At 45.1% G+C, this 20,181-nt stretch carries 18 protein-coding genes; all 18 read left to right on the top strand.

Annotation, left to right across the window (positions count from 1 at the left end; all coding sequences use genetic code 11):
* The gene (locus RDQ32_RS02935; protein ID WP_243155800.1) at positions 1-705 is read left to right on the top strand and encodes a zinc metallopeptidase; all 705 of its coding nucleotides are present in this window, start codon (positions 1-3) and stop codon (positions 703-705) included.
* Complete coding sequence (locus RDQ32_RS02930) at positions 698-2,026, top strand: transcription antitermination factor NusB (RefSeq protein ID WP_308579063.1); 1,329 nt, start codon at positions 698-700, stop codon at positions 2,024-2,026. The genes RDQ32_RS02935 and RDQ32_RS02930 overlap by 8 nt, the downstream gene beginning before the upstream one ends.
* 90 nt (positions 2,027-2,116) lie before the next feature.
* Entirely contained in the window at positions 2,117-3,163 is a 1,047-nt protein-coding gene (gene rlmN / locus RDQ32_RS02925; protein WP_308579062.1) for a 23S rRNA (adenine(2503)-C(2))-methyltransferase RlmN, read from the top strand.
* Position 3,164: 1 nt separating this feature from the next.
* Positions 3,165-3,902, top strand: coding sequence for a Stp1/IreP family PP2C-type Ser/Thr phosphatase (locus RDQ32_RS02920; protein ID WP_308579061.1), 738 nt, complete (start codon positions 3,165-3,167; stop codon positions 3,900-3,902).
* On the top strand, positions 3,902-5,944 hold the full coding sequence (locus RDQ32_RS02915; protein ID WP_308579060.1) for a protein kinase: 2,043 nt from the start codon (positions 3,902-3,904) through the stop codon (positions 5,942-5,944). Before RDQ32_RS02920 ends, RDQ32_RS02915 begins: the two co-directional genes overlap by 1 nt.
* 1 nt (position 5,945) lies before the next feature.
* Positions 5,946-6,845 carry a ribosome small subunit-dependent GTPase A gene (rsgA, locus tag RDQ32_RS02910; RefSeq protein ID WP_007155927.1) on the top strand — a complete coding sequence of 300 codons (900 nt, stop codon included), beginning with the start codon at positions 5,946-5,948 and terminating at the stop codon, positions 6,843-6,845.
* Between the two features lie 10 nt (positions 6,846-6,855).
* Complete coding sequence (rpe, locus tag RDQ32_RS02905) at positions 6,856-7,521, top strand: ribulose-phosphate 3-epimerase (protein ID WP_040648472.1); 666 nt, start codon at positions 6,856-6,858, stop codon at positions 7,519-7,521.
* A gap of 44 nt (positions 7,522-7,565) precedes the next feature.
* The gene (gene serS, locus RDQ32_RS02900; protein ID WP_308579059.1) at positions 7,566-8,888 is read left to right on the top strand and encodes a serine--tRNA ligase; all 1,323 of its coding nucleotides are present in this window, start codon (positions 7,566-7,568) and stop codon (positions 8,886-8,888) included.
* A 159-nt stretch (positions 8,889-9,047) separates the two neighbouring features.
* The gene (locus RDQ32_RS02895) at positions 9,048-9,866 is read left to right on the top strand and encodes an ABC transporter ATP-binding protein (protein ID WP_308579058.1); all 819 of its coding nucleotides are present in this window, start codon (positions 9,048-9,050) and stop codon (positions 9,864-9,866) included.
* Positions 9,867-9,880: 14 nt separating this feature from the next.
* A complete protein-coding gene (locus RDQ32_RS02890) occupies positions 9,881-11,983 on the top strand; it encodes a hypothetical protein (RefSeq protein WP_308579057.1) in 2,103 nt (700 codons plus the stop codon).
* Positions 11,984-13,345, top strand: coding sequence for an ABC transporter permease (locus tag RDQ32_RS02885; protein ID WP_007155932.1), 1,362 nt, complete (start codon positions 11,984-11,986; stop codon positions 13,343-13,345).
* A gap of 238 nt (positions 13,346-13,583) precedes the next feature.
* Positions 13,584-14,900 carry an aspartate kinase gene (locus tag RDQ32_RS02880; RefSeq protein WP_007155933.1) on the top strand — a complete coding sequence of 439 codons (1,317 nt, stop codon included), beginning with the start codon at positions 13,584-13,586 and terminating at the stop codon, positions 14,898-14,900.
* A 100-nt stretch (positions 14,901-15,000) separates the two neighbouring features.
* Positions 15,001-16,269, top strand: a complete 1,269-nt coding sequence (locus tag RDQ32_RS02875; RefSeq protein WP_308579083.1) for an NAD(P)/FAD-dependent oxidoreductase — start codon at positions 15,001-15,003, stop codon at positions 16,267-16,269.
* 134 nt (positions 16,270-16,403) lie between these two features.
* Positions 16,404-17,072 carry a (d)CMP kinase gene (gene cmk, locus RDQ32_RS02870; protein WP_007155935.1) on the top strand — a complete coding sequence of 223 codons (669 nt, stop codon included), beginning with the start codon at positions 16,404-16,406 and terminating at the stop codon, positions 17,070-17,072.
* Position 17,073: 1 nt separating this feature from the next.
* The gene (gene ispH / locus RDQ32_RS02865) at positions 17,074-17,946 is read left to right on the top strand and encodes a 4-hydroxy-3-methylbut-2-enyl diphosphate reductase (protein ID WP_304069634.1); all 873 of its coding nucleotides are present in this window, start codon (positions 17,074-17,076) and stop codon (positions 17,944-17,946) included.
* Positions 17,927-19,030 (top strand): 30S ribosomal protein S1, encoded by a 1,104-nt coding sequence (rpsA, locus tag RDQ32_RS02860; RefSeq protein WP_007155937.1) that lies wholly within the window; start codon positions 17,927-17,929, stop codon positions 19,028-19,030. The genes ispH and rpsA overlap by 20 nt, the downstream gene beginning before the upstream one ends.
* 116 nt (positions 19,031-19,146) lie before the next feature.
* The gene (locus RDQ32_RS02855) at positions 19,147-19,728 is read left to right on the top strand and encodes an adenylate cyclase (RefSeq protein ID WP_308579056.1); all 582 of its coding nucleotides are present in this window, start codon (positions 19,147-19,149) and stop codon (positions 19,726-19,728) included.
* 117 nt (positions 19,729-19,845) lie between these two features.
* On the top strand, positions 19,846-20,181 hold a 336-nt coding region (locus tag RDQ32_RS02850; RefSeq protein ID WP_308579055.1), incomplete at its 3' end, for a trigger factor family protein.

The raw sequence follows: 20,181 nt of genomic DNA, 5'->3' as shown, positions 1-20,181 counted from the left end.
ATGCCTTATTCATACTATTTTTTTGATCCCACAATGATTTTTGTCTATATCGGTATGGGGCTTTCTCTGCTGGCCTCTTCTTTGGTGAAGTCCACCTTTGCCAAATATGACCGGGTTCGTTCCCAAAGAGGTATCAGCGGAAGAGAGGCGGCGGAGATTATTTTACAGAAAAACGGTATCGGCTATGTGCAGGTACTTTCCGTAAGAGGTCATCTGAGCGATTTCTACAGCCCGAAGGACAAAACGGTAAATCTGTCGGAAGCCACGGAGAACTCCACCTCCATTGCGGCCATCGGTGTTGCCGCCCACGAGTGCGGACATGCTGTTCAGGATGCGGTAGGCTATATGCCCCTGGTCATCAGCCGGAATATTAATCCGGTTTGTGCTATTTGTTCACAGCTGGCCATTCCCATTATTTTTATCGGCTTTCTGATTGGCCTAAGCGGCTTTATTCAGTTGGGAATCATTGTTTTCGCAGTGGCAATTTCCTTTCAGATTATTACTCTTCCTGTGGAGTGGAATGCTTCTCAAAGAGCCATGCGGATTTTGGAAGAGGAGGGGATTTTAAGTCCCCAGGAAATTAAGGGAGTTCGGGCAGTCCTTACTGCGGCGGCTCTTACTTATGTAGCGGCAGCGGCATCCTCCGTATTGCAGCTTCTTCGTTTACTCATTCTCTATGGAGGAAGAGGCAGAAGAGATGACTAAGGCTGAAAAAATGAAAAGCAAGACCGGAGCCCATGTAGGAATATCCACCGGAGGCAAAATGGATAAGAGGAAGAAAAACTTAAAGCCAAGAGTGGAAAAGAGCGAAAGAGAGTTACTTTTGGAGCTTTTGGAAAAGGTCTTTTATGAAGGAGAGTTTATTCATCTTGCTTTAAGAAAGCTTTTTTCGGACTATCCCGGCTTGGGAAACAGAGAGAAGGCTTTTTTAACCAGAAGCAGTCACGGGATTTTGGAGCGGTATCTGCAACTGGACTATGTGATTTCCTTATACAGCAGTGTAAAACTGAAAAAACTGAAGCCCGTGGTTCTTTTAAGTCTTCGCATTGCTATTTATCAATTACTTTTTATGGACAAAATTCCGGAACATGCCATTGTGGATGAGGCGGTAAAAAGCATCAAAAAAAGAAAGCTTCAGGGTCTGGTTCCCTTTGTCAATGCAGTTTTACGAAAGATTGTAGGAGAGAAAGAAGAGATTAAAAAGAAGCTGGCTTCTCTTCCCAAGGAGGATGCAGTTTCCCTATGCCTTCCTCCGGATATTTTGGAGGTCTTTTTAAAAGACTATGGCAGAGAAAGAACGATTGCCATGGCAGAGGCCTTCTTACAAAGTGACGGAGGCTTTTATATCCGAAATGAATCCGGAGAGGGAGAACGGGTATCCGGAAATATATTAGAGGAAGAGCGTTTCCGTTCCGGTGCTGTCACCATACAGGACTTTTCTTCTCAAGCAGTGGGAAAAAGCCTAAAGCTTAAAGAAGGAGCGTTGGTACTGGATTGCTGCAGTGCCCCGGGAGGAAAGGCCTGCCATATCGCCTCCTTACTGAAGGGGAGCGGTAAGGTTTATGCCAGAGATGCTCAGAAGGATAAGCTTCGTTATATTGTGGAAAACCAAAAACGTCTTGGTTTAGAAAATATGGTGATCGAGCATTGGGATGCCAGAGTTTTGGATGAGCGCTTTATACATGAAGACGAGGGGATTTTGGATGGGGTGCTTTGTGATGCACCCTGTTCCGGCCTTGGCGTTATCGGTAGAAAACCGGATATTCGTCTGCATTTTACTAAGGAAGCTTTGGAGGAATTGCAAAGCCTGCAAAGGGAGATTCTAAGTACGGTTCAAGCCTATGTGAAAAAGGGAGGACAGCTTTTATACTCTACCTGCAGTCTTTCTTTTAAGGAAAATGAAGAGAACCGGGACTATATTCTACAAAATTTCCCTTTCACCCTGATAAAGGAAGAGAAGTTTATGCCCGGGAAGCCCTCGGACGGCTTTTATCTGGCTCTGTTTCAGAGAAAGACGGAAGATTGATCCCCACATTGTACCGGAAGAATTCGGAGAAGTAATTTTACGCAATTTCAGAAAAGGATGGAGGAGTAATTCTTGCAAGAGAAGGAAGGCATGAAAAATATTCGTGATTTAGAGCTTATAGAGCTGAAAAGTCTGTGTAAGGAAGAGGGATTTCCTGCTTATCGGGCGGAGCAGCTTTTTTCCTGGCTTCATGAAAAAGCTGTGGAGGAGTATACGGAAATGACGAATATTCCTAAGGCTATGCGGGAAAAGCTTGCAGAAGGCTATTCCGTGGCCTTACCTGAGGCGGATTTACACCTTTGCTCTAAAATGGATGATACGGAGAAGTTTCTTTTTCGTTTATCTGACGGGCATAAAATAGAATCTGTTTTCATGCGGTATCAGCATGGAAACTCCGCCTGCATTTCCACCCAGGTGGGCTGCAGGATGGGCTGTGCCTTCTGCGCGTCCACTTTGGATGGACTTGCCAGAAACTGTACCACAGGAGAAATGCTTGGGCAGATTTATGCTATGGAAAAGCTGACAGGACAAAGAATTTCTCATGTGGTGCTGATGGGCTCCGGAGAGCCATTGGATAACTACGAGGAGGTTACCCGTTTCTTACGAATCATCAGTGACGAGAAGGGAAAAAATCTCTCCATCAGAAACATTACTCTGTCCACCTGTGGTCTGGTACCGAGAATCTATGATTTGGCTAGGGAAAATTATGGAATTACACTGGCTCTAAGCCTGCATGCCCCCAGGGATGAACAGCGAAGAAAAATCATGCCCATTGCCAATCGCTATTCCTTATCAGAAATTATGCCGGCGGTAAAGGAATATTTTAAGAAAACCGGCAGAAGAGTTAGCTTTGAGTATGCCTTGGTGCTAGGGGTAAATGACGGAGAAGAGGACAGAAAGGCTTTAGCGGATTTATTAAAAGGAGAGAAGGGAGAACATTTTCCCTGTCATGTGAATCTCATTCCGGTGAATCCTATTAAAGAAAGGACTTTTGCACCGCCGGACCGGAAGAGGGTGTATGCTTTTCAGGAGTATTTGCAGAAAAGAGGTATTACCTGTACGGTAAGAAGAGAGATGGGGGCAGATATTGCCGGAGCTTGCGGACAATTACGAAGGGATGGAACAAAAGGGGCTTAAGATGGAGTTTTTTGCAAAAACGGATCAGGGAAAAATGCGAAAAATGAATCAGGATTTTCTTTTCGCCACAGGGGATGCCCTGGGGAAATTTCCCAATCTTTTTCTTTTGGCAGACGGAATGGGAGGACACAGAGCCGGTGACTTTGCCTCCCGCTATTTGGTGGAAAGTCTAACGACTCTTTTAAAACAGGAGGAAGAACTGCCTTTGGTACGAAGCTTGGAGAAGGCAATACAGAAGATGAATCTGGAGCTGCTTCGTCTTTCCCAAAGCAATATCCATTTACAGGGGATGGGAAGTACCTTGGTTACCGCCTTTGTAGAGGGAAACAGCATTGTTTTTTCCAACGTTGGAGACAGTAGAGCCTATCTTTTTCAAAGAAATCGTCTGCGGCAGGTTACCAGAGACCACAGCTATGTGGAGGAGATGATTCAGAGAGGAAAAATGATTCGAGGCTCTGAGGAATACCAAAAGAGTAAGAACATGATTACCCGGGCGGTTGGCGTGGAAAAGTACCTGGAAGTGGACTTCTTCGAGGAGGAGTGGGAGGAAGGAGATTTATTTTTCCTTTGCTCCGACGGCCTTAGCAATATGGTGGATCAGGAAAGCATGGTACAGATTTTAAAGGATGACTCCAGTTTGGAAGAAAAGGGAGAGGCTTTGATTACCTTAGCCAATATTAATGGGGGAAAAGACAATATCGCCTTGATTTTGGTGAAACCCGGAAAGGAGCAGGGATAATGAAATGGGAAAAAGGAACTCTGCTACAGGATCGATATAGTATAGAAGCCCTCATTGGAGAGGGAGGCATGAGCTATGTATACCGTGCCAGAGATCAAAAATTAGGAAGAACCGTAGCCATAAAGGTCTTAAAGCAGGATTATGCAGAGGATCAGGAATTTGTTCGAAAATTCCAGGACGAAGCCAAGGCTGCCGCAAAGCTGAATCATTTGAATATTGCCTCCGCCTATGATGTTGTGGATGAAGGGGATACACACTTTATCGTCATGGAATTGGTGGAGGGAATTACCTTAAAGAACTATATCCATAGAAAGGGAAAATGCTCGGAGCGAGAAGCTATCGGCATTGCACTTCAGCTTGTGGAAGGTATGGATACCGCTCATAAGATGGGGATTGTGCACAGAGACATTAAGCCCCAGAATATGATTGTCAGCACCGAAGGGGTGGTAAAAATTGCCGATTTCGGAATTGCCAGAGCCGCAAGCCAAGAAACAGCCAATACGGCGGTGATGGGTTCCGTACATTATATTTCACCGGAGCAGGCAAGACGAGGGGTTTCCGACCAGCGTTCCGATATTTATTCCCTGGGTTGCACCATTTATGAAATGCTTACCGGAAAGCTTCCCTATGCCGGAGAGAATTCCATGGCGGTGGTTTTTTCCCACATGGAAGATCCTATTCCCCGGGTAAGGGATTTGGAGCCTGAGGTTTCCCCTGCCTTAGATTATGTGGTTTGGAAGGCTATGCAGAAAAAGCCCTCTGCCCGTTATCAAAGTGTGGAGGAGCTGCGGGATGACTTAAATCTTGCTTTGGAAGATCCGGAAGCCGGTTTTTTAAACGACAGACAGGACGATGGAGACGAGTCTATTTCCCGTCAGGCCAGACAGGAAATGGATAAAGGCATTTCCCGACTGTATAAAGCCTTGGCCATTTTGTCCGTAGTTTGTATCCTAGGCGTATTTCTTTTCCTAGGCTTTAAATTAGTGGGTATGCTTCGATCCGTAAAGGATCTTTCTCCCAAGACGGAAAGCGCAACGGAGAAGGAAACGGAGGAAAGCACCCAGGTGGCGATTACCATTTCCGCCTTAGACAGCTTACTGCCGGATATTGTGGGAAAGACCATCCCCGAGGCGGAGAAATATCTCTCCTCTTATGACATTAAGATTTATCCGGAAAAGGAGGAATTTTCCGAGAAATACGAGGAAGGACAGATTATTTCCTACCCCAGTGGGAAATATGGGGTCAGAAGCCGATTGTACGTTACGGTTTCCAAGGGAAGTAAGGTACTGGTATTTTATGATAAGGAGCATCCTGAGGACTTAACGAAGCTTCAGCAGATGGAGCTCAGCACGGTAGAGAAGGAGTTAAAGGATAGAGAGATTCCCTACAAGGTGCTTGAGCAAATGTCGGATACAGTGGAAAAGGGGTATCTGATCAGTACCAACAAGGCGGATACATCAGAGCCGGGAGAGCTGGAGCTTGTAGTCAGTACCGGAATTCCGGATAACTGGGCCGTAGTTCCGGATCTTACTAATCTTTCCGAGAAAGAAGCCATTTCCGCCTTGGAGGATGCCGGTTTGGAAGCCGGAGTGATTTCCTATATTCCCAGCACAAGCGTAGCAAAGGGTGTGGTGCTGAAGCAGTCCGTAGCAAAGGACAGCTATGTGGAAAGAGGACAGGCAATTCCCTTCAGCGTAAGCTCCGGTCCGGATGGAGAAAGCAGTACAAAGCTTGCTCCCTCCGATGACAACAGCAAGGCTTGGGTATCCAGCATAAATCAAACCGTTGTTTTGGGAAGTGGCGGTCCCGGTGTTGAAGGCACCGTCTTAGTGGTAGTTTATCTTCGACAAGACGTAAACGGAGAAAGCCGGTACACCACTCTGCAAGCTGCAAGATCCTATGTAATCGGAAGCGAAATGCAGTTAAGCATTGGTCGAATCAAGGGAATTGCCGGACTTTCTAAGGGTACCGTGGAAGTAGTGGATGCGGAGAAGGATAGGGTTCTGGCCGCCTATGATCTGGATTTCGCTCCGGAGGCTTAGGATGACAGGTAAGATAATTAAAGGCATCGGCGGATTTTATTATGTGGATACCAAGTCGGGAGTCTTTGAATGTCATGCCAAGGGGCTTTTTCGAAATAAGAAAGAAAAGCCCCTGGTAGGAGACATGGTGGAAGTGGAAGAGGTTCCTGACACGGAAAAAGAAATGGTGGGGCAGATTCTAAGGATTCTCCCTCGGAAAAATGAATTGATTCGCCCCTTAGTGAGTAATATTGACCAGGCGGCACTGGTTTTTGCGGTGAAGGAACCGGAGCCCTCCTTCCCCTTAATTGACCGTTTTCTTTTGCACCTGGAGGCAAGAGAAATTCCCTGTATGCTTTTCTTTAATAAGAGAGATTTGCTATCGGAATGTGAAGCGGATTATCGGGAGAAAATGCAGAGTATCTATGAAAAAGCAGGCATTCCCGTTTATTTTTTCCAAAGTAATACGAAAGAAGACCGGGAGGAGATCCTCAAGCTTTTAAAGGGAAAAACCACTGTTTTTTCCGGACCCTCCGGTGTGGGAAAGTCCAGTATGATTAATCTACTACTGGAAGACAGGAGGATGGAGACAGGAAGTCTTTCGGAAAAAATCAAAAGAGGAAAGAATACCACAAGACATGCGGAATTTTTCTCTCTGGGAGAAGACAGCTATGTCTTGGATACTCCCGGTTTCACCTCTTTATTTCCACCGGATATCTCTCCCGAGAATCTGCGGTATTTCTATCCGGAGTTTGAAGAGTATCGGCAGTCCTGCCGCTATAATACCTGCTACCATTTGGGAGAGAAGAAGCAGGATTGCGGAGTAAAGCAGGCGGTGGAAAAGGGAGAGATTGCCCCGGAGCGTTACGAAAGTTACAAAAGCTTATATCAGGAGATTGTACAGGAAAGAAAGAATTATTAAGGAGGTTTCCGTGAAAAATCGATTATCCCCGTCTATATTGGCGGCAGACTTTTCCGCCTTACAGGAGGATGTGGCTTTAGCTGAGGCTGCAGGTGCGAAAAGCTTTCATTTTGACATTATGGACGGGCATTTTGTGCCCAATATTTCCTATGGAGCTGGAATTGTTTCCGCCTTACGGAATAAGTCCAAGGCCTTTTTTGATGTGCATCTCATGGTGGAAGAGCCGGACTATTTCTTTGCCGACTACAAAAAGGCGGGAGCAGACAGAGTTTCCGTCCATGTGGAGGCGGTAAAGCATTTGGACCGTTCTTTACAGGCTATCAGAGAGCTTGGGATGGAAGGGGGAGTGGCTCTAAATCCTGCCACATCCTTATCCACGATAGAAGAAATCCTTCCTATTTGTCCCTATATTTTGATTATGTCCGTAAATCCCGGTTTTGGGGGACAAAGTTTCATCTCCTATACCCTTGATAAGATTAAAAGACTGCGGAAAATGGCGGAAGAGAGAAATCTTCCTTTGGAAATCGGTGTAGACGGGGGAGTAAAATTGGACAATATTTCTCCGATTCTGGAAGCAGGAGCCAACTTTATTGTGGCAGGCTCCTCCGTATTCGGAAAGAAAGACGAAATTGGAGAACGGGTAAAGAGTTTTAATAAGGTTCTTGAAAATGCCTAGGGGACAGTTTATAGTAAGGTAATAAAATAAAGGAGGGTCAGAGAATGCTGGATATTAAATTTGTGAGAGAAAATCCTGAAATTGTTAAAGAGAATATAAGAAAGAAGTTCCAAGATGAGAAGCTGAATCTTGTGGATGAGGTTATTTCTCTGGATGTGGAAGCCAGAAAGGTGCAGATGGAAGCGGATGAGCTTCGTAGTAAAAAGAATCAGGTTTCCAAGCAAATCGGAGCTTTGATGGCGAAGGGAGAGAAGGAAGCAGCGGAAAAGGCTAAAGAAGAGGTAGCTACATTCTCCCAGAGACTGGCAGAATTAGAGGAAAAGGAGCCGGCTTTACAGGAAGAAATTTTAAAAAGAATGATGGTTATTCCGAACATCATTGACCTCTCCGTACCTATCGGAAAGGACGATTCCTGCAACGTGGAGAATGAGCGTTTCGGGGAGCCTGTGGTTCCATCCTACCCCATACCTTACCATGCGGATATTATGGACAGCTTTTCCGGCTTGGACTTAGATGCAGCGGGAAGAGTAGCCGGTAACGGCTTCTATTATCTGGTAGGAGATGTGGCAAGACTTCATTCCGCAGTGCTTTCTTATGCCAGAGACTTTATGATTGACAGGGGCTTCACCTATGTGATTCCTCCCTATATGATTCGTTCCAAGGTTGTGGACGGCGTAATGTCTTTTGCGGAAATGGATGCCATGATGTATAAGATTGAGGGAGAAGACCTTTACTTAATCGGTACCTCCGAGCACTCCATGATTGGACGCTTTATCGATCAGATTTTACCGGTAGAATCCCTTCCTTTGACCTTAACCTCATACTCTCCCTGCTTCAGAAAGGAAAAGGGATCTCACGGTATAGAGGAGAGAGGTGTTTATCGTATCCATCAGTTTGAAAAGCAGGAAATGATTGTAGTTTGTGAGCCGGAAGAGGCTATGGACTGGTATAACAAGCTTTGGCAGAACACTGTAGACTTTTTCAGAAGTCTGGATATCCCTGTAAGAACACTGGAATGTTGTTCCGGAGATTTGGCAGATTTGAAGGTTAAGTCCTGTGACGTGGAGGCTTGGTCTCCCAGACAGAAGAAGTATTTTGAGGTAGGTTCCTGCTCCAACTTGGGAGATGCACAGGCAAGACGTTTAAAGATACGTGTTAAGGGCGCAGATGGAAAGAATCATTTAGCCTTTACCTTAAACAATACCTGCGTGGCACCCCCCAGAATGCTGATTGCTTTCCTGGAGAACCATTTACAGGAAGACGGAACGGTAACCATTCCTAAGGCTTTACAGCCATATATGGGTGGCAAGGAAGTTTTGGTTCCCAAGTTCAATTCCGTAGAAAAAGAAAAAAATGCATTAAAATAAAGTTTTTTACAAATATTGTAACGGTGATGCCGCTTCTTTTGTCCTATCAGAAGAAGCGGTTTTATCGTTGTGAAAACATTCTCATTGCGTAGTAAGGGGCTATCCTCTATACTAGCTTAGTATTAGGGAAAGTAGGCTTTTCGCATAGAAAGGAAAAAAATGGAACCCATTATTTCCGTGAGGGATTTATATAAAATATTCAAGATAGGTGATACGGAGGTATATGCCTTAAACGGATTGAACTTTGACATCTATCAGGGCGAATTCATTGCCATTGTGGGTACCTCAGGTTCCGGAAAGTCAACCTGCCTGAATATGCTGGCAGGTCTGGAAAAGCCCAGTAAGGGCAGCATCACCATTACCGGAGAGTCCATTGAAAAAATGAATGAGAAACAGCTGGTGGCTTTTCGAAGGATGCATGTAGGCTTCATTTTCCAAAGCTACAACCTGATTCCCTTTCTGAATGCTATGGAAAATGTTGCTATGCCACTGATGTTTCGAGGGGTTTCCAAAGAGGAAAGAAACAAAAAGGCTTTGGAATATCTGGAGCTTATGAACATCGGAAAGGAAGCCAACCGTTCTCCCAACCAGATGTCCGGAGGACAGCAGCAAAGAGTGGGTATAGCCAGGGCCTTAGTGATTGATCCGGAAATTATTTTTGCGGACGAGCCTACCGGAAACCTGGATTCCCATACCACCGAAGAGGTTTTGGCCTTGATGCGAAACATTGTAGAAAAGCAAAGAAAAACTCTGATTATGGTTACCCATGATCCCCATATTGCATCCTGGGCTGACCGACAGTTAAGAGTGGTGGACGGAAGGATTGTAGAAACCGTTATTCGGAAAGAAAGCAAAATCGAAGAAGAGATTTTACGGGAAAATGGTGCTCCGCCCTATACTGTAGTGGAGAAGCCGGAGGAAGCAGGGCAGGAGAATCAAAACGCTCCAAAGATAAAGGATAAAGCGACGAAGCAGTAAGAAGGAGAAGCAAGATGAAAGAGATAAGAAACAGTAGTAAGAAGATGTCTAAGGTTTCCGCCAAGACAGTCGATAGAAAGAAAAACATGGGGAAAACCCTGTTTTCACTCTTTTTGTGTCTTAGCCTTATGCTTCCGTTTTTTAGTCAAAGAAGCTATGCCGGCTATGTGAATACTAATCTAAATACCTTTATTCATGATGTGCAGGATGTGCCCACAGGCTATCCGGGGCAGGAAATGGAAGTGAAGGTTCGTATCGGTTACAACGGCTTAAACGGTTTAAGTAATCCCAATTCCGATGTGATTAATAATGTAAGAGTGCGTTTATCCAACGACCAAAGCTATCTGACGACCCAGAACAGTCCCCAAAAGACACAAAAGAACAATCCCTACAAGGATTCTTCCGATGAAGATGAGCAGGGCGAGGCACAGAAGGATGCCTGGGAAGAGGGCTACAAGGCCGGAAAAAACAATGCCTATAACAACGGTTTGAACTATGTTTATCCGGTGGATGGAGGAGTCTACCCCTTCGAAGTGAATGCTTCTCTTTTCACCCAGGAGCAGAAATTGGGAAGCCTCAAGAAAGGAGAGTATAAGGAGTTATCCTTTAAGGTGAATGTCCGTTCCGATGCATTGAAGATGAAGGACAGCAGCGGAAATACCAGTGACGGTTACTTCGGCGTACCCTTTACCATTTGGTATGATGTTCCGGGAGCTAGCCAAACCCAGAATAAAACCGAGTTTGTTAACGTTTTCATCACGGAAAGCGGAGAGGTGAAGGATTCCGGAACTAAGACAGTGGCTCAAGCCTTTGTGGTGGGAGAGAATCAAAGTACCCCTGTGGGAACCTATCCCAATGCGATGAATTACAACGTGAATTTCCGAAACCAAAGCGGAAAGACCCTGTATGATGTAAAGATTAAGATGAATATGTCTTTGGCAGAAAAGGAAGCCGTACAGCTTACCGCTGCGGCAAAGGCGGAGGCGGTGAAGGATTTCCCCTTCTCCATTAACGAATCCAACTACGACAGAGACTATGCCAAGGTGGAGAAGGGAGAGGTGATTTCTCCCGCTTATTCCATGGCCATTAAGCAAAACGCCGCCACCGGATTTTATCCCCTGTCCTATACGGTAAGCTATAAGCTGGCGCCGGGAAGTACGGTGTCTGTTACGGATACCTACTCCTTCTTTGTTAATGTAAAGAACCCCAATATGGTGGATGTGGAGAAGGAAAAGCTGAGAGACTTTAATGCCAACGACCGTAGTAAGGCCAGAATCATTGTGGATTCCTACAGAACGGAGCCGGAAAAGGTTTATGCCGGAGACGAGTTCACCTTGATTTTAAACATGAAAAATGCATCCAGCTCCATTGCAGCAAGCAATATTCTCTTTACCCTGACCTCGGAAAAGGCTCAGGAACAGACCGTGTTTGCTATTTCCGAAGGATCTAACTCCTACGTGGTGAATTCCCTTGCGGCGGGAGCCAGCACGGAGCTTAGACTGAATGTAAAGGCCAATGCGGGAGTGGATCCCAAATCTTATATTTTGACTATTAATGAAAAATACGATTCTCCCGACTTTAAGAATGCGGAGGAGAAGGTGGATATTGATATTCCGGTTAATCAGGTGGCAAGAATGGGATTTTCCAACTTTGATGTTAATCCCTCCAGTGTGCCTGTGGGCAATGAAGCCAACGCCATGTTCAGTATCAACAATACCGGACGTGTAATGCTCTACAATGTTACCGCCAATTTTGAAAATGACTACATCAAAAAGACCACGGCTTATGTAGGAAACATTAAGCCGGGAGAAACAGGATCCGTGGATGTTATGCTTTCCGCCGTTAAGGCAACGGATGGGGAGACTACCATTCCTGTAGAGATTTCTTATGAGGATGTAAACGGAAATAAGGCCACGGAAAAAACCGAAATTACTTTGACGGTAACGGAAGCTGCGGAGGCCGAATCCATGGATGATGCGGGCGGAGCCAGCAGAGATCTTACAGAAACAAAACCGACTTCATCCCTACCGATTAAGGGTATTGGCATAGGAGGAGCAGTAGTTGCTGTTGTGGGAGGAGCCGCCTATTTTATCCGTAAGAAAAGAAAGAAGAGCTAAATGAAGGTAGTAGATTTATTTCTCTTGGCCATTAACAACTTAAAACGAAGAAAGTTTCGAACGGTACTTACGGTTTTGGGTGTAGTCATCGGTACTTCCTCCATTGTAGTCATGGTGAGTCTGGGACTGGGGATGAGTGAATCTCTTTTGCAGTCCTTTAAAAACTCCGGGTCACTAACAAAAATCAACATCAGTAATTACGGAGGAATGGCGGATAATACCGGTAAAAAAGCGGCGGTACAGCTGACGGATGACAGCCTGAAGCAATTGGAGACTATCCCCCATGTAACCGGTGTTTCCCCGTCCCTGGAGGTGCCGATTACCGCAAAATTCGGAGCCTATGAGGCCAATTATAGTATTCGGGGGGTTTCTCAGGCGTATTTTTCCCAGATGAAATTAAAGGAGGGAACTACACCTCCTGCCGGAGATTCTGAACTGACATTGGTTTACGGCAATACGGTAGGAAGCTCCTTTCATAAGGTGAAGAACTGGCAAGACAGTTATGTGGCCAACCCTATGAAGGATACTATTTTCTACATTTTCCCGGAAAAGCAGGTATCCAATCCTAACGGAGTCAGCAAAGACCAGCCGGAGACAGCAAACAATAAGCCTCAGAAAAAATACATTCTTAAGACAGCCGGTATCATGGAAGGAACTGCAGAGGATTACAGCGAGGAATCCATGTACGCCTATGCGGATATTGACACCCTGAAGGCGTTTTTAAAAAAGATTTATAAGAAGGACCTGGTTCCGGATCCTAAGACGGGAAAGAACGGAAAGCCTCTTCGTTACTATGTCTACGATGAAGCCTATGTTTTCGTAGATGATATGAAAAATGTATCCGAGGTTCAGAAGACGATTACGGATATGGGGTACTCCGCATACTCTAACCTGGAATGGTTAAAGCAAAGCCAGGACTCCATCAACATGGTTCAAATGGTTTTGGGAGGAATCGGTGCAGTTTCCTTACTGGTTGCAGCCATCGGAATCATGAACACCATGATGATGTCCATTTTCGAAAGAACCAAGGAAATCGGTGTAATGAAGGTTTTGGGCTGTGATATGGGAGATATTCGAAATATGTTCCTGACAGAATCCGCTCTTATCGGATTTTTCGGAGGCTTAATCGGCATTGCCTTAAGCTACGGAATTTCCGCGATTATTAACAGCTTAACCGGCGGCGGAGGAAGCGATGTGCTGAGCGGCTTTACCAATGGCGGAGAAGGACAGCTTTCCCTGATTCCGGCTTGGCTTGCTCTTTTTGCTATCGGCTTTGCCATGCTGGTGGGTATGTTATCCGGTTATTTCCCCTCTGTAAGAGCCATGAAGCTAAGTCCTCTTGCAGCTATCCGAAATGAGTAAGGAAATAGGATAGAGGAATATAGAATTGTCTTAGAAAAGGCAGGAGAGTGAAAACTGAGCCCTCTATACCTTGTTTTATGAATGGGGAAATGATACAATTTCCCCATTCTTTTTCTATTCTTATCAGGGATTTTCCGTGGAAGGCGGGAAGATGGGCATATAAGTTTAGAGAGAGGTAAGCTAGAAATATAAAAAAATTTGAAACGAAGGAAAGTATAAAAGAGAGAAGGAAAAAGGGATGCTGAAAATTGCAAAATTCGGAGGAAGCTCCTGCGCCAGCGGAGAACAGTTTCGTAAGGTAAAAGAAATCGTTATGGAGGATCGGGACAGACACTATATTGTGGTTTCCGCACCGGGAAAACGAAATGATAAGGATACGAAGGTGACGGATTTGTTGCTGTCTTTATATGATGCGGTACAGAATAAGTCCGGCGCAGAGGAAATTTTAGAGAAGATTAAAAATCGTTTTCGGGATATTATTTCTGATTTGGATTTGTCCATTTCTCTGGAGGCTGACTTTCAGGAGATTTACGAGAAGCTTCTGGCAGGAGAGAGCAGAGACTATGCCGCATCCCGGGGAGAATATTTGAACGCCAAGTGTATGGCGGATTTCTTGGGCTTTCCCTTTGTGGATGCCAAAGATATGATTTTCTTTTTAGAGGACGGAAGCTGCGATTTTGAAAAAACGGAGATGATGTCCAGAGAAGTCTTAAAGGACTTGGACTATGCGGTAATCCCCGGCTTCTACGGAGCCAATGGGGAGGGAGCAACCATTACCTTCTCCAGAGGAGGCTCCGATGTTACCGGCTCTTTGATTGCTGCGGCGGTTCATGCGGATCTTTATGAAAACTGGACCGATGTATCCGGCTTTTTGGTGGCGGATCCTCGCATTGTGAAAAATCCGGAAGTTATTGATTATATCACCTATAGAGAATTACGAGAGCTTAGCTATATGGGAGCCGGTGTTCTCCACGAGGATGCCATTTTCCCGGTACGAAAAGAGGGAATTCCCATCCAGATCAAAAATACCAATGCACCTCAGGATCACGGCACCATGATTGTGGCCAATACCCTGAAAAAGCCCAGATTTATCATCACCGGAATTGCCGGAAAGAAGAATTTCTGCTCCATCAACATTGAAAAAGCCATGATGAATGCTGAAATCGGATTTATCCGTAAGGTGCTTTCCGTAATCGAGGAGAACGGTATTTCCGTAGAGCATACCCCATCCGGTATCGATACCTTAACATTGTTCATTCATCAGGAGGAGCTGGAATCCCATGAACAGAAGGTGTTACAGGGGATTCAAAGAGCAGTGAATCCGGATCTGATTGAATTGGAAGCGGATTTATCTTTGATTGCCGTTGTAGGAAGAGGCATGAAGTCCTCTAGAGGTGTGGCAGGTCGTATTTTCTCTGCTCTTGCTCATGAGTACATCAATATCAAGATGATTGACCAGGGATCTTCCGAGTACAACATCATTATCGGTGTGAAAAACGAAGACTTCAATGCGGCGATTAAGGCGATTTACAATATGTTTGTTTTATCGGTATAAATATTTTGCAGCAGAAAAGCCTTCTTGAAATAGGAAGGATTGTCTTGGAAAGGGAGAAAATGACTTCCTTTCCAAGATGTAGGAAGAGAAAGTGAGGGCTATGGACATTCTTGTCATAGGCGGAGGACCGGCGGGGATGATGGCGGCCATCTATGGGAAAAAGGAGGCCGGAAATCGAGAGGTCGTTCTTTTCGAAAAAAATGAAAAGCTGGGGAAGAAGCTTTTTATCACAGGGAAAGGAAGGGGAAACTGGACCAATTCCTGTGAGGAGAGCATTTTTATGGAGAAAATCCTTCGAAATCCCCGGTTTTTTATGGGGACCTTTCGGAACTTTAACAATCAGGATGCTATTGCCTTTATGGAAAAAAATGGCTGTGCGCTGAAGGAAGAGCGGGGAGGCCGCATTTTCCCGGAGAGCAATAAGGCCTTTTCTCTAACAGACGGGATGAAGAAGGCTCTACAAAGGGAAGGGGTAAAGGTCTGCCTGAATAAAAAGGTGGACTCTATCAGGAAAAAGGGAGATGTCTTTCTGATTAAGGGAAATTTTCCGGAGGTGGAAGTAAAGAAAGTTATTATCGCCACCGGAGGACTAAGCTATCCCTCTACGGGCTCCACGGGAGACGGCTACGACTTTGCCAAGGCCTTTTCCATAGAGGTGACGAAAACCTACCCCTCTTTGGTGAAAATGGAGGTTTTGGAGGAGGATGTGTACCCGCTTTCCGGTCTGAAGCTAAAGCATATCGGTCTGAAAATCTTAAATGAAAAGGGGAAATGCCTCTACGAAAAGACCGGAGAATTATATTTTCAAAAGAACAGCCTATTAGGACCGGTGGTTTTATCCGCCAGTGCAGCCCTAAGTCCGGAAATTTCAGAAGCTCCTATGGGAAGCTATCAAATCGCTATTGACCTTAAGGCGGAAATGGGACAGGAGCAGTTTGACAGCTTTTTCCTAAGAGACTGTGAAAGCAAGGGAAAGGAAAAGCTCTATCAGCTTTTAAAATCCTATCTTCCTGCTCAGCTTTATCCCATTTTCTTGAAACGCTTGGAAAAGCAGGACGTGTCTTTAGAGAAAAAAAGCTCGGAGCTGAAGAAAGAGGAACGAAGGAAGATTTTAAATCTCTTTCACAGCTTCCCTTTTACAGTGCAGGGGCTGGGAGGCTTTCCGGAAGCCATAGTCACCAAGGGGGGCGTGGAAACCACGGAGCTTTCCAAGAAAAGTCTTGAGGCCAAGAAGGTTCCGGGACTTTACTTTGCGGGGGAGGTAGTGGATCTGGATGCCTATACCGGAGGCTTTAATATGCAAATCGCCATCTCCACCGGTGTTTTAGCAGGACAATCCGCAGGAAGATCCCTAAAAGAAGAGCAGTAAAAATGCAATAAAAAAATAATAAGAAAAGCTATAAGTAGAGCTATAAGTAGAGCGGTAAGATGAAGCTGTAGAGAAGAGACCTTTGATAAGCGTTTGTAAGACAAAGCTTTTCAGAAAAAAGAAAGGAAGAACACATGCCATATACAATAGCCATAGACGGACCTGCAGGGGCGGGCAAATCCACCATTGCAAAATTACTATCGAAAAGCCTGGGCTTTTATTATGTAGATACCGGAGCGCTGTATCGTGGCCTTGCTTATGGAATTGCCGAAAAAGGAATTCCTTTTACGGCGGAAAAAAGTATAGAAGAAGCGCTTCCTGCCCTACAGGTGGACTTGGCATACGAAGGGGAAAAGCAGAAGGTTTTTTGTAACAAAGAGGATTGTACGGACTACATTCGTACTCCGGAGCTGGGACAGGGAGCCTCTATGATTTCTCAATACGGCTGTGTTCGGGAAAAACTGCTGGATTTACAGAGAAATGTAGCCAAAGAGCATTCCTGTGTAATGGATGGAAGAGATATCGGTACGGTGGTTTTGCCGAAGGCAAATAAAAAGTTCTATTTAACCGCTTCTCCCGAAATTCGGGCAGAAAGACGCTGGAAGGAGCTTTTGGAAAAGGGAGAAAAAATCAGCCTTGAACAGGTGCTTATGGAAGTAAAGGAAAGAGATCACAGAGACAGCACCAGGGCCATTGCCCCCTTGAAAAAGGCGGAGGATGCCATTGAAATCGATAGCAGTACTTTGTCTATTTCTGAAGTTGTGGATAAGATGTTAAGCTATTGTGTGGGAAGTGAGGAATAAAATGGAGGCGGTCCTGGCGAAAAGTGCAGGCTTTTGCTTTGGGGTGGAACGGGCTGTGGATGCGGTCTATCGCGTTCTTTCCGAGGAAGAGAAGAAGGATGAGTCGGAGAGAAGACCGATTTATACCTATGGAGCCATAGTGCATAACGAGCAGGTGGTAAAAGCCCTGGAGGACAGAGGGGTTAAGCTTTTAAAGACAAAGGAAGAGCTGTCCCGTTTGGAAAAAGGAATTTTGGTGATTCGCGCCCATGGGGTAGGGGAAGAGATTTACAAACTGCTTCAGGGTAAAGATATCGAAATTGTGGACAGCTCCTGTCCCTATGTACGAAAGATTCAGCGTCTTGTACGGGAGCACAGTGAAAAGGGAGAAAGAGTCATTGTAATGGGTGATCCGGAGCATCCCGAAGTGCAGGGAATCCTAGGCTGGGGAAAGGGAGACGTGACGGCTCTAAAAGGCATAGAAGAGGTGGAGGCACTGCCGGATGGAGAGGGGCAGGAAATCTTTGTAGTGGCCCAAACTACTTTTCATATTGATAAATTCAAACTAGTTCTTGCACTTTTTAAAAAAAAGGGGTATCATGTTTCTGTTATCAATACGATTTGCAACGCAACTTTCGAAAGGCAGTCAGAAGCAAAGGAATTAGCTGGACGATCCGACGCCATGGTGGTGATTGGTGGAAGCAGTTCATCTAACACAAAGAAGTTATTTGAGATATGCCGGGCGATATGCCCTAATACCCAGCTGATACAAACGGTGAAAGATCTTAAATTCAACTCGGATGAAGCGATTCGCAACGTAGGTATCACAGCAGGGGCAAGCACCCCAAAAGAAATAATAGAGGAGGTTCTAACTTATGTCAGAAATGAGTTTTGAACAAATGCTTGAGGAATCATTAAAGTCGGTTCATGCGGGGGAAATCGTTACAGGAACTGTTATCAGTGTGAAGCCGGATGAGATCGCACTGAACATCGGATACAAGTCCGATGGAATTATGACCAGAAGTGATTACAGTGCAGACAACCAATTAGACTTAACTACAGTAGTATCTGTAGGAGACGAGATTGAGTGTAAGGTTAAGAAGGTCAATGACGGTGAAGGTCAGGTCGTTCTTTCCCACAGAGATGCTCTTCAGTCTAAGGCTTCCGAGGAGTTAAGAAAGGCATTTGAAGAGAATGCTATTCTTACCGGTAAGGTAGTACAGGTTGTTAAGGGCGGATTGAATGTAGAAGTGGACGGAGCAAGAATTTTCGTTCCCGCTTCCTTAGTATCCGATAGCTTTGAGAGAGATTTAAACAAGTATCAGGGACAGGACATTCAGTTTGTTATTACCGAGTTCAATCCAGCCAAGAGAAGAATTATTGGAGACAGAAAGCAGATTATGTCTGCTATGAAGAAAGAGCAGCATGACAAGCTCTTCTCTGAGTTAAAGGAAGGAGATATCCGTACCGGTGTGGTTAAGAATCTTACCGACTTCGGTGCATTCATCGACCTTGGCGGTGCAGACGGACTTCTTCACATCTCCGAGATGAGCTGGGGAAGAATCGAGAATCCGAAGAAGCTCTTTAAGCCGGGACAGGAAGTAGAAGTTCTGGTTAAGGAAATCAGCGGAGAGAGAATTGCATTAACCAGAAAGTTCCCGAACGAGAACCCATGGAAGGATGCAGAGAGCAAGTATGCCGTAGGCGAAATCGTTACCGGTAGAGTTGCAAGAATGACTGACTTCGGTGCATTTATCGAGTTAGACAAGGGAATCGATGCTTTATTACATGTTTCTCAGATTTCTAAGGATCATGTGAACAAGCCATCCGATGTTCTTGAGCCCGGACAGGAAATCGAAGCAAGAGTGGTTGATTTAGACGTAGACAACCATAAGATTTCTCTTTCTATCAAGGCTCTTCTTCCTGAAGAGGAAGGAGATGTAGCTGACGTAGACGTTGAGGCAGCATCTGAAGAATAAGACTTTAAAGCCGGGCTTTAGGCCCGGCTTTTTTGGTGGAAAGCTATGCTTTATGTGGAATCCATACAGTATGGAACAAGCGGCTATATGACGATGAATACAGGATGAGGAGTAATATGGGACAGGAAATCGAAAGAAAATGGAGGGTTCGAAAACTTCCAAAGGACTATAAGCATTTTCCTTGTAAACTTCTGGAACAAGCCTATCTATGCCAAAATCCTACCCTTCGTATTCGGAAGGAAAGCAGCATTTTCGGTGGAGAAGAGGTGGACAGTATTTCCGGCGAAAAAGAGGGAAGCAGCATTTCTGACAAGAATGAGAAAGCCGGTATTTCCGAAGGGCAGAAGCAGGAGGAGTACATCTTTTGCTATAAAGGAAGGGGGAGACTTTCCAGAGAGGAGTATAACCTGCCCTTAACAAAGGAAGCCTATGAGACCTTGATTGGAAAGACAGAGGGAAGGGTGATACGAAAGTTCAGGTATACCATACCCCATGGAGCTTATACCGTAGAATTGGATATATTTCAGGGAGAGCTGGAGGGACTTTGTTATGCGGAAGTGGAGTTTTCTTCCGAGGAGGAGGCTCTTTCTTTTCAGCCCTTAGACTGGTTTTCCGAGGAACTTACCGGGGAAAGAGGATATTCCAATGCAGAACTCAGTTTTGCAAAGGAGCTTTCCAATCTTAAATTAAAGGATTAAAGCAGGCTTTTTCTTCTTTTTATTGCAGAAATGTCCGTTCAATGCTATACTTTACCCTCGAAAGCCCAGCAAAGGCGGTTTTTAAATTATAAGAGAAAAGTTTTGGAGGTATGCGCAATGAGCGTAAAGGTAGAAAATCTAGAAAAGAATATGGCAAAGATTACAGTAGATGTATCCGCAGAGGACTTTGCTCAGGCTGTAGAACAGGCTTACCAGAAGACTAAGACACGTTACAACATTCCCGGCTTCCGTAAAGGAAAAGCTACAAAGAAGATGATTGAGCAGCATTATGGCCCACAGGTTTTCTACGATGCAGCGATTAACAACATTTTGGATACTCATTATCCTGCAGCTGCCAAGGAATCCGGCTTAGACATCGTTTCCCGTCCAGAAATCGGCGTTGAGCAGATTGGAGAGGGAAAGGACTTCATCTTCACCGCTACCGTTGCTGTA

The organism is uncultured Oribacterium sp. (assembly GCF_902481605.1).
Taxonomy (GTDB): Bacteria; Bacillota; Clostridia; order Lachnospirales; family Lachnospiraceae; genus Oribacterium; species Oribacterium sinus.
This window is presented reverse-complemented; position numbering and strand designations above follow the sequence as displayed.

Bases quoted from the DNA above. Each gene is read 5' to 3' on its own strand.
- RDQ32_RS02935 (WP_243155800.1), top strand. From the start codon at position 1: ATGCCTTATTCATACTATTTTTTTGATCCCACAATGATTTTTGTCTAT.
- RDQ32_RS02930 (WP_308579063.1), top strand. From the start codon at position 698: ATGACTAAGGCTGAAAAAATGAAAAGCAAGACCGGAGCCCATGTAGGA.
- rlmN (WP_308579062.1), top strand. From the start codon at position 2,117: ATGAAAAATATTCGTGATTTAGAGCTTATAGAGCTGAAAAGTCTGTGT.
- RDQ32_RS02920 (WP_308579061.1), top strand. From the start codon at position 3,165: ATGGAGTTTTTTGCAAAAACGGATCAGGGAAAAATGCGAAAAATGAAT.
- RDQ32_RS02915 (WP_308579060.1), top strand. From the start codon at position 3,902: ATGAAATGGGAAAAAGGAACTCTGCTACAGGATCGATATAGTATAGAA.
- rsgA (WP_007155927.1), top strand. From the start codon at position 5,946: ATGACAGGTAAGATAATTAAAGGCATCGGCGGATTTTATTATGTGGAT.
- serS (WP_308579059.1), top strand. From the start codon at position 7,566: ATGCTGGATATTAAATTTGTGAGAGAAAATCCTGAAATTGTTAAAGAG.
- RDQ32_RS02895 (WP_308579058.1), top strand. From the start codon at position 9,048: ATGGAACCCATTATTTCCGTGAGGGATTTATATAAAATATTCAAGATA.
- RDQ32_RS02890 (WP_308579057.1), top strand. From the start codon at position 9,881: ATGAAAGAGATAAGAAACAGTAGTAAGAAGATGTCTAAGGTTTCCGCC.
- RDQ32_RS02885 (WP_007155932.1), top strand. From the start codon at position 11,984: ATGAAGGTAGTAGATTTATTTCTCTTGGCCATTAACAACTTAAAACGA.
- RDQ32_RS02880 (WP_007155933.1), top strand. From the start codon at position 13,584: ATGCTGAAAATTGCAAAATTCGGAGGAAGCTCCTGCGCCAGCGGAGAA.
- RDQ32_RS02875 (WP_308579083.1), top strand. From the start codon at position 15,001: ATGGACATTCTTGTCATAGGCGGAGGACCGGCGGGGATGATGGCGGCC.
- cmk (WP_007155935.1), top strand. From the start codon at position 16,404: ATGCCATATACAATAGCCATAGACGGACCTGCAGGGGCGGGCAAATCC.
- ispH (WP_304069634.1), top strand. From the start codon at position 17,074: ATGGAGGCGGTCCTGGCGAAAAGTGCAGGCTTTTGCTTTGGGGTGGAA.
- rpsA (WP_007155937.1), top strand. From the start codon at position 17,927: ATGTCAGAAATGAGTTTTGAACAAATGCTTGAGGAATCATTAAAGTCG.
- RDQ32_RS02855 (WP_308579056.1), top strand. From the start codon at position 19,147: ATGGGACAGGAAATCGAAAGAAAATGGAGGGTTCGAAAACTTCCAAAG.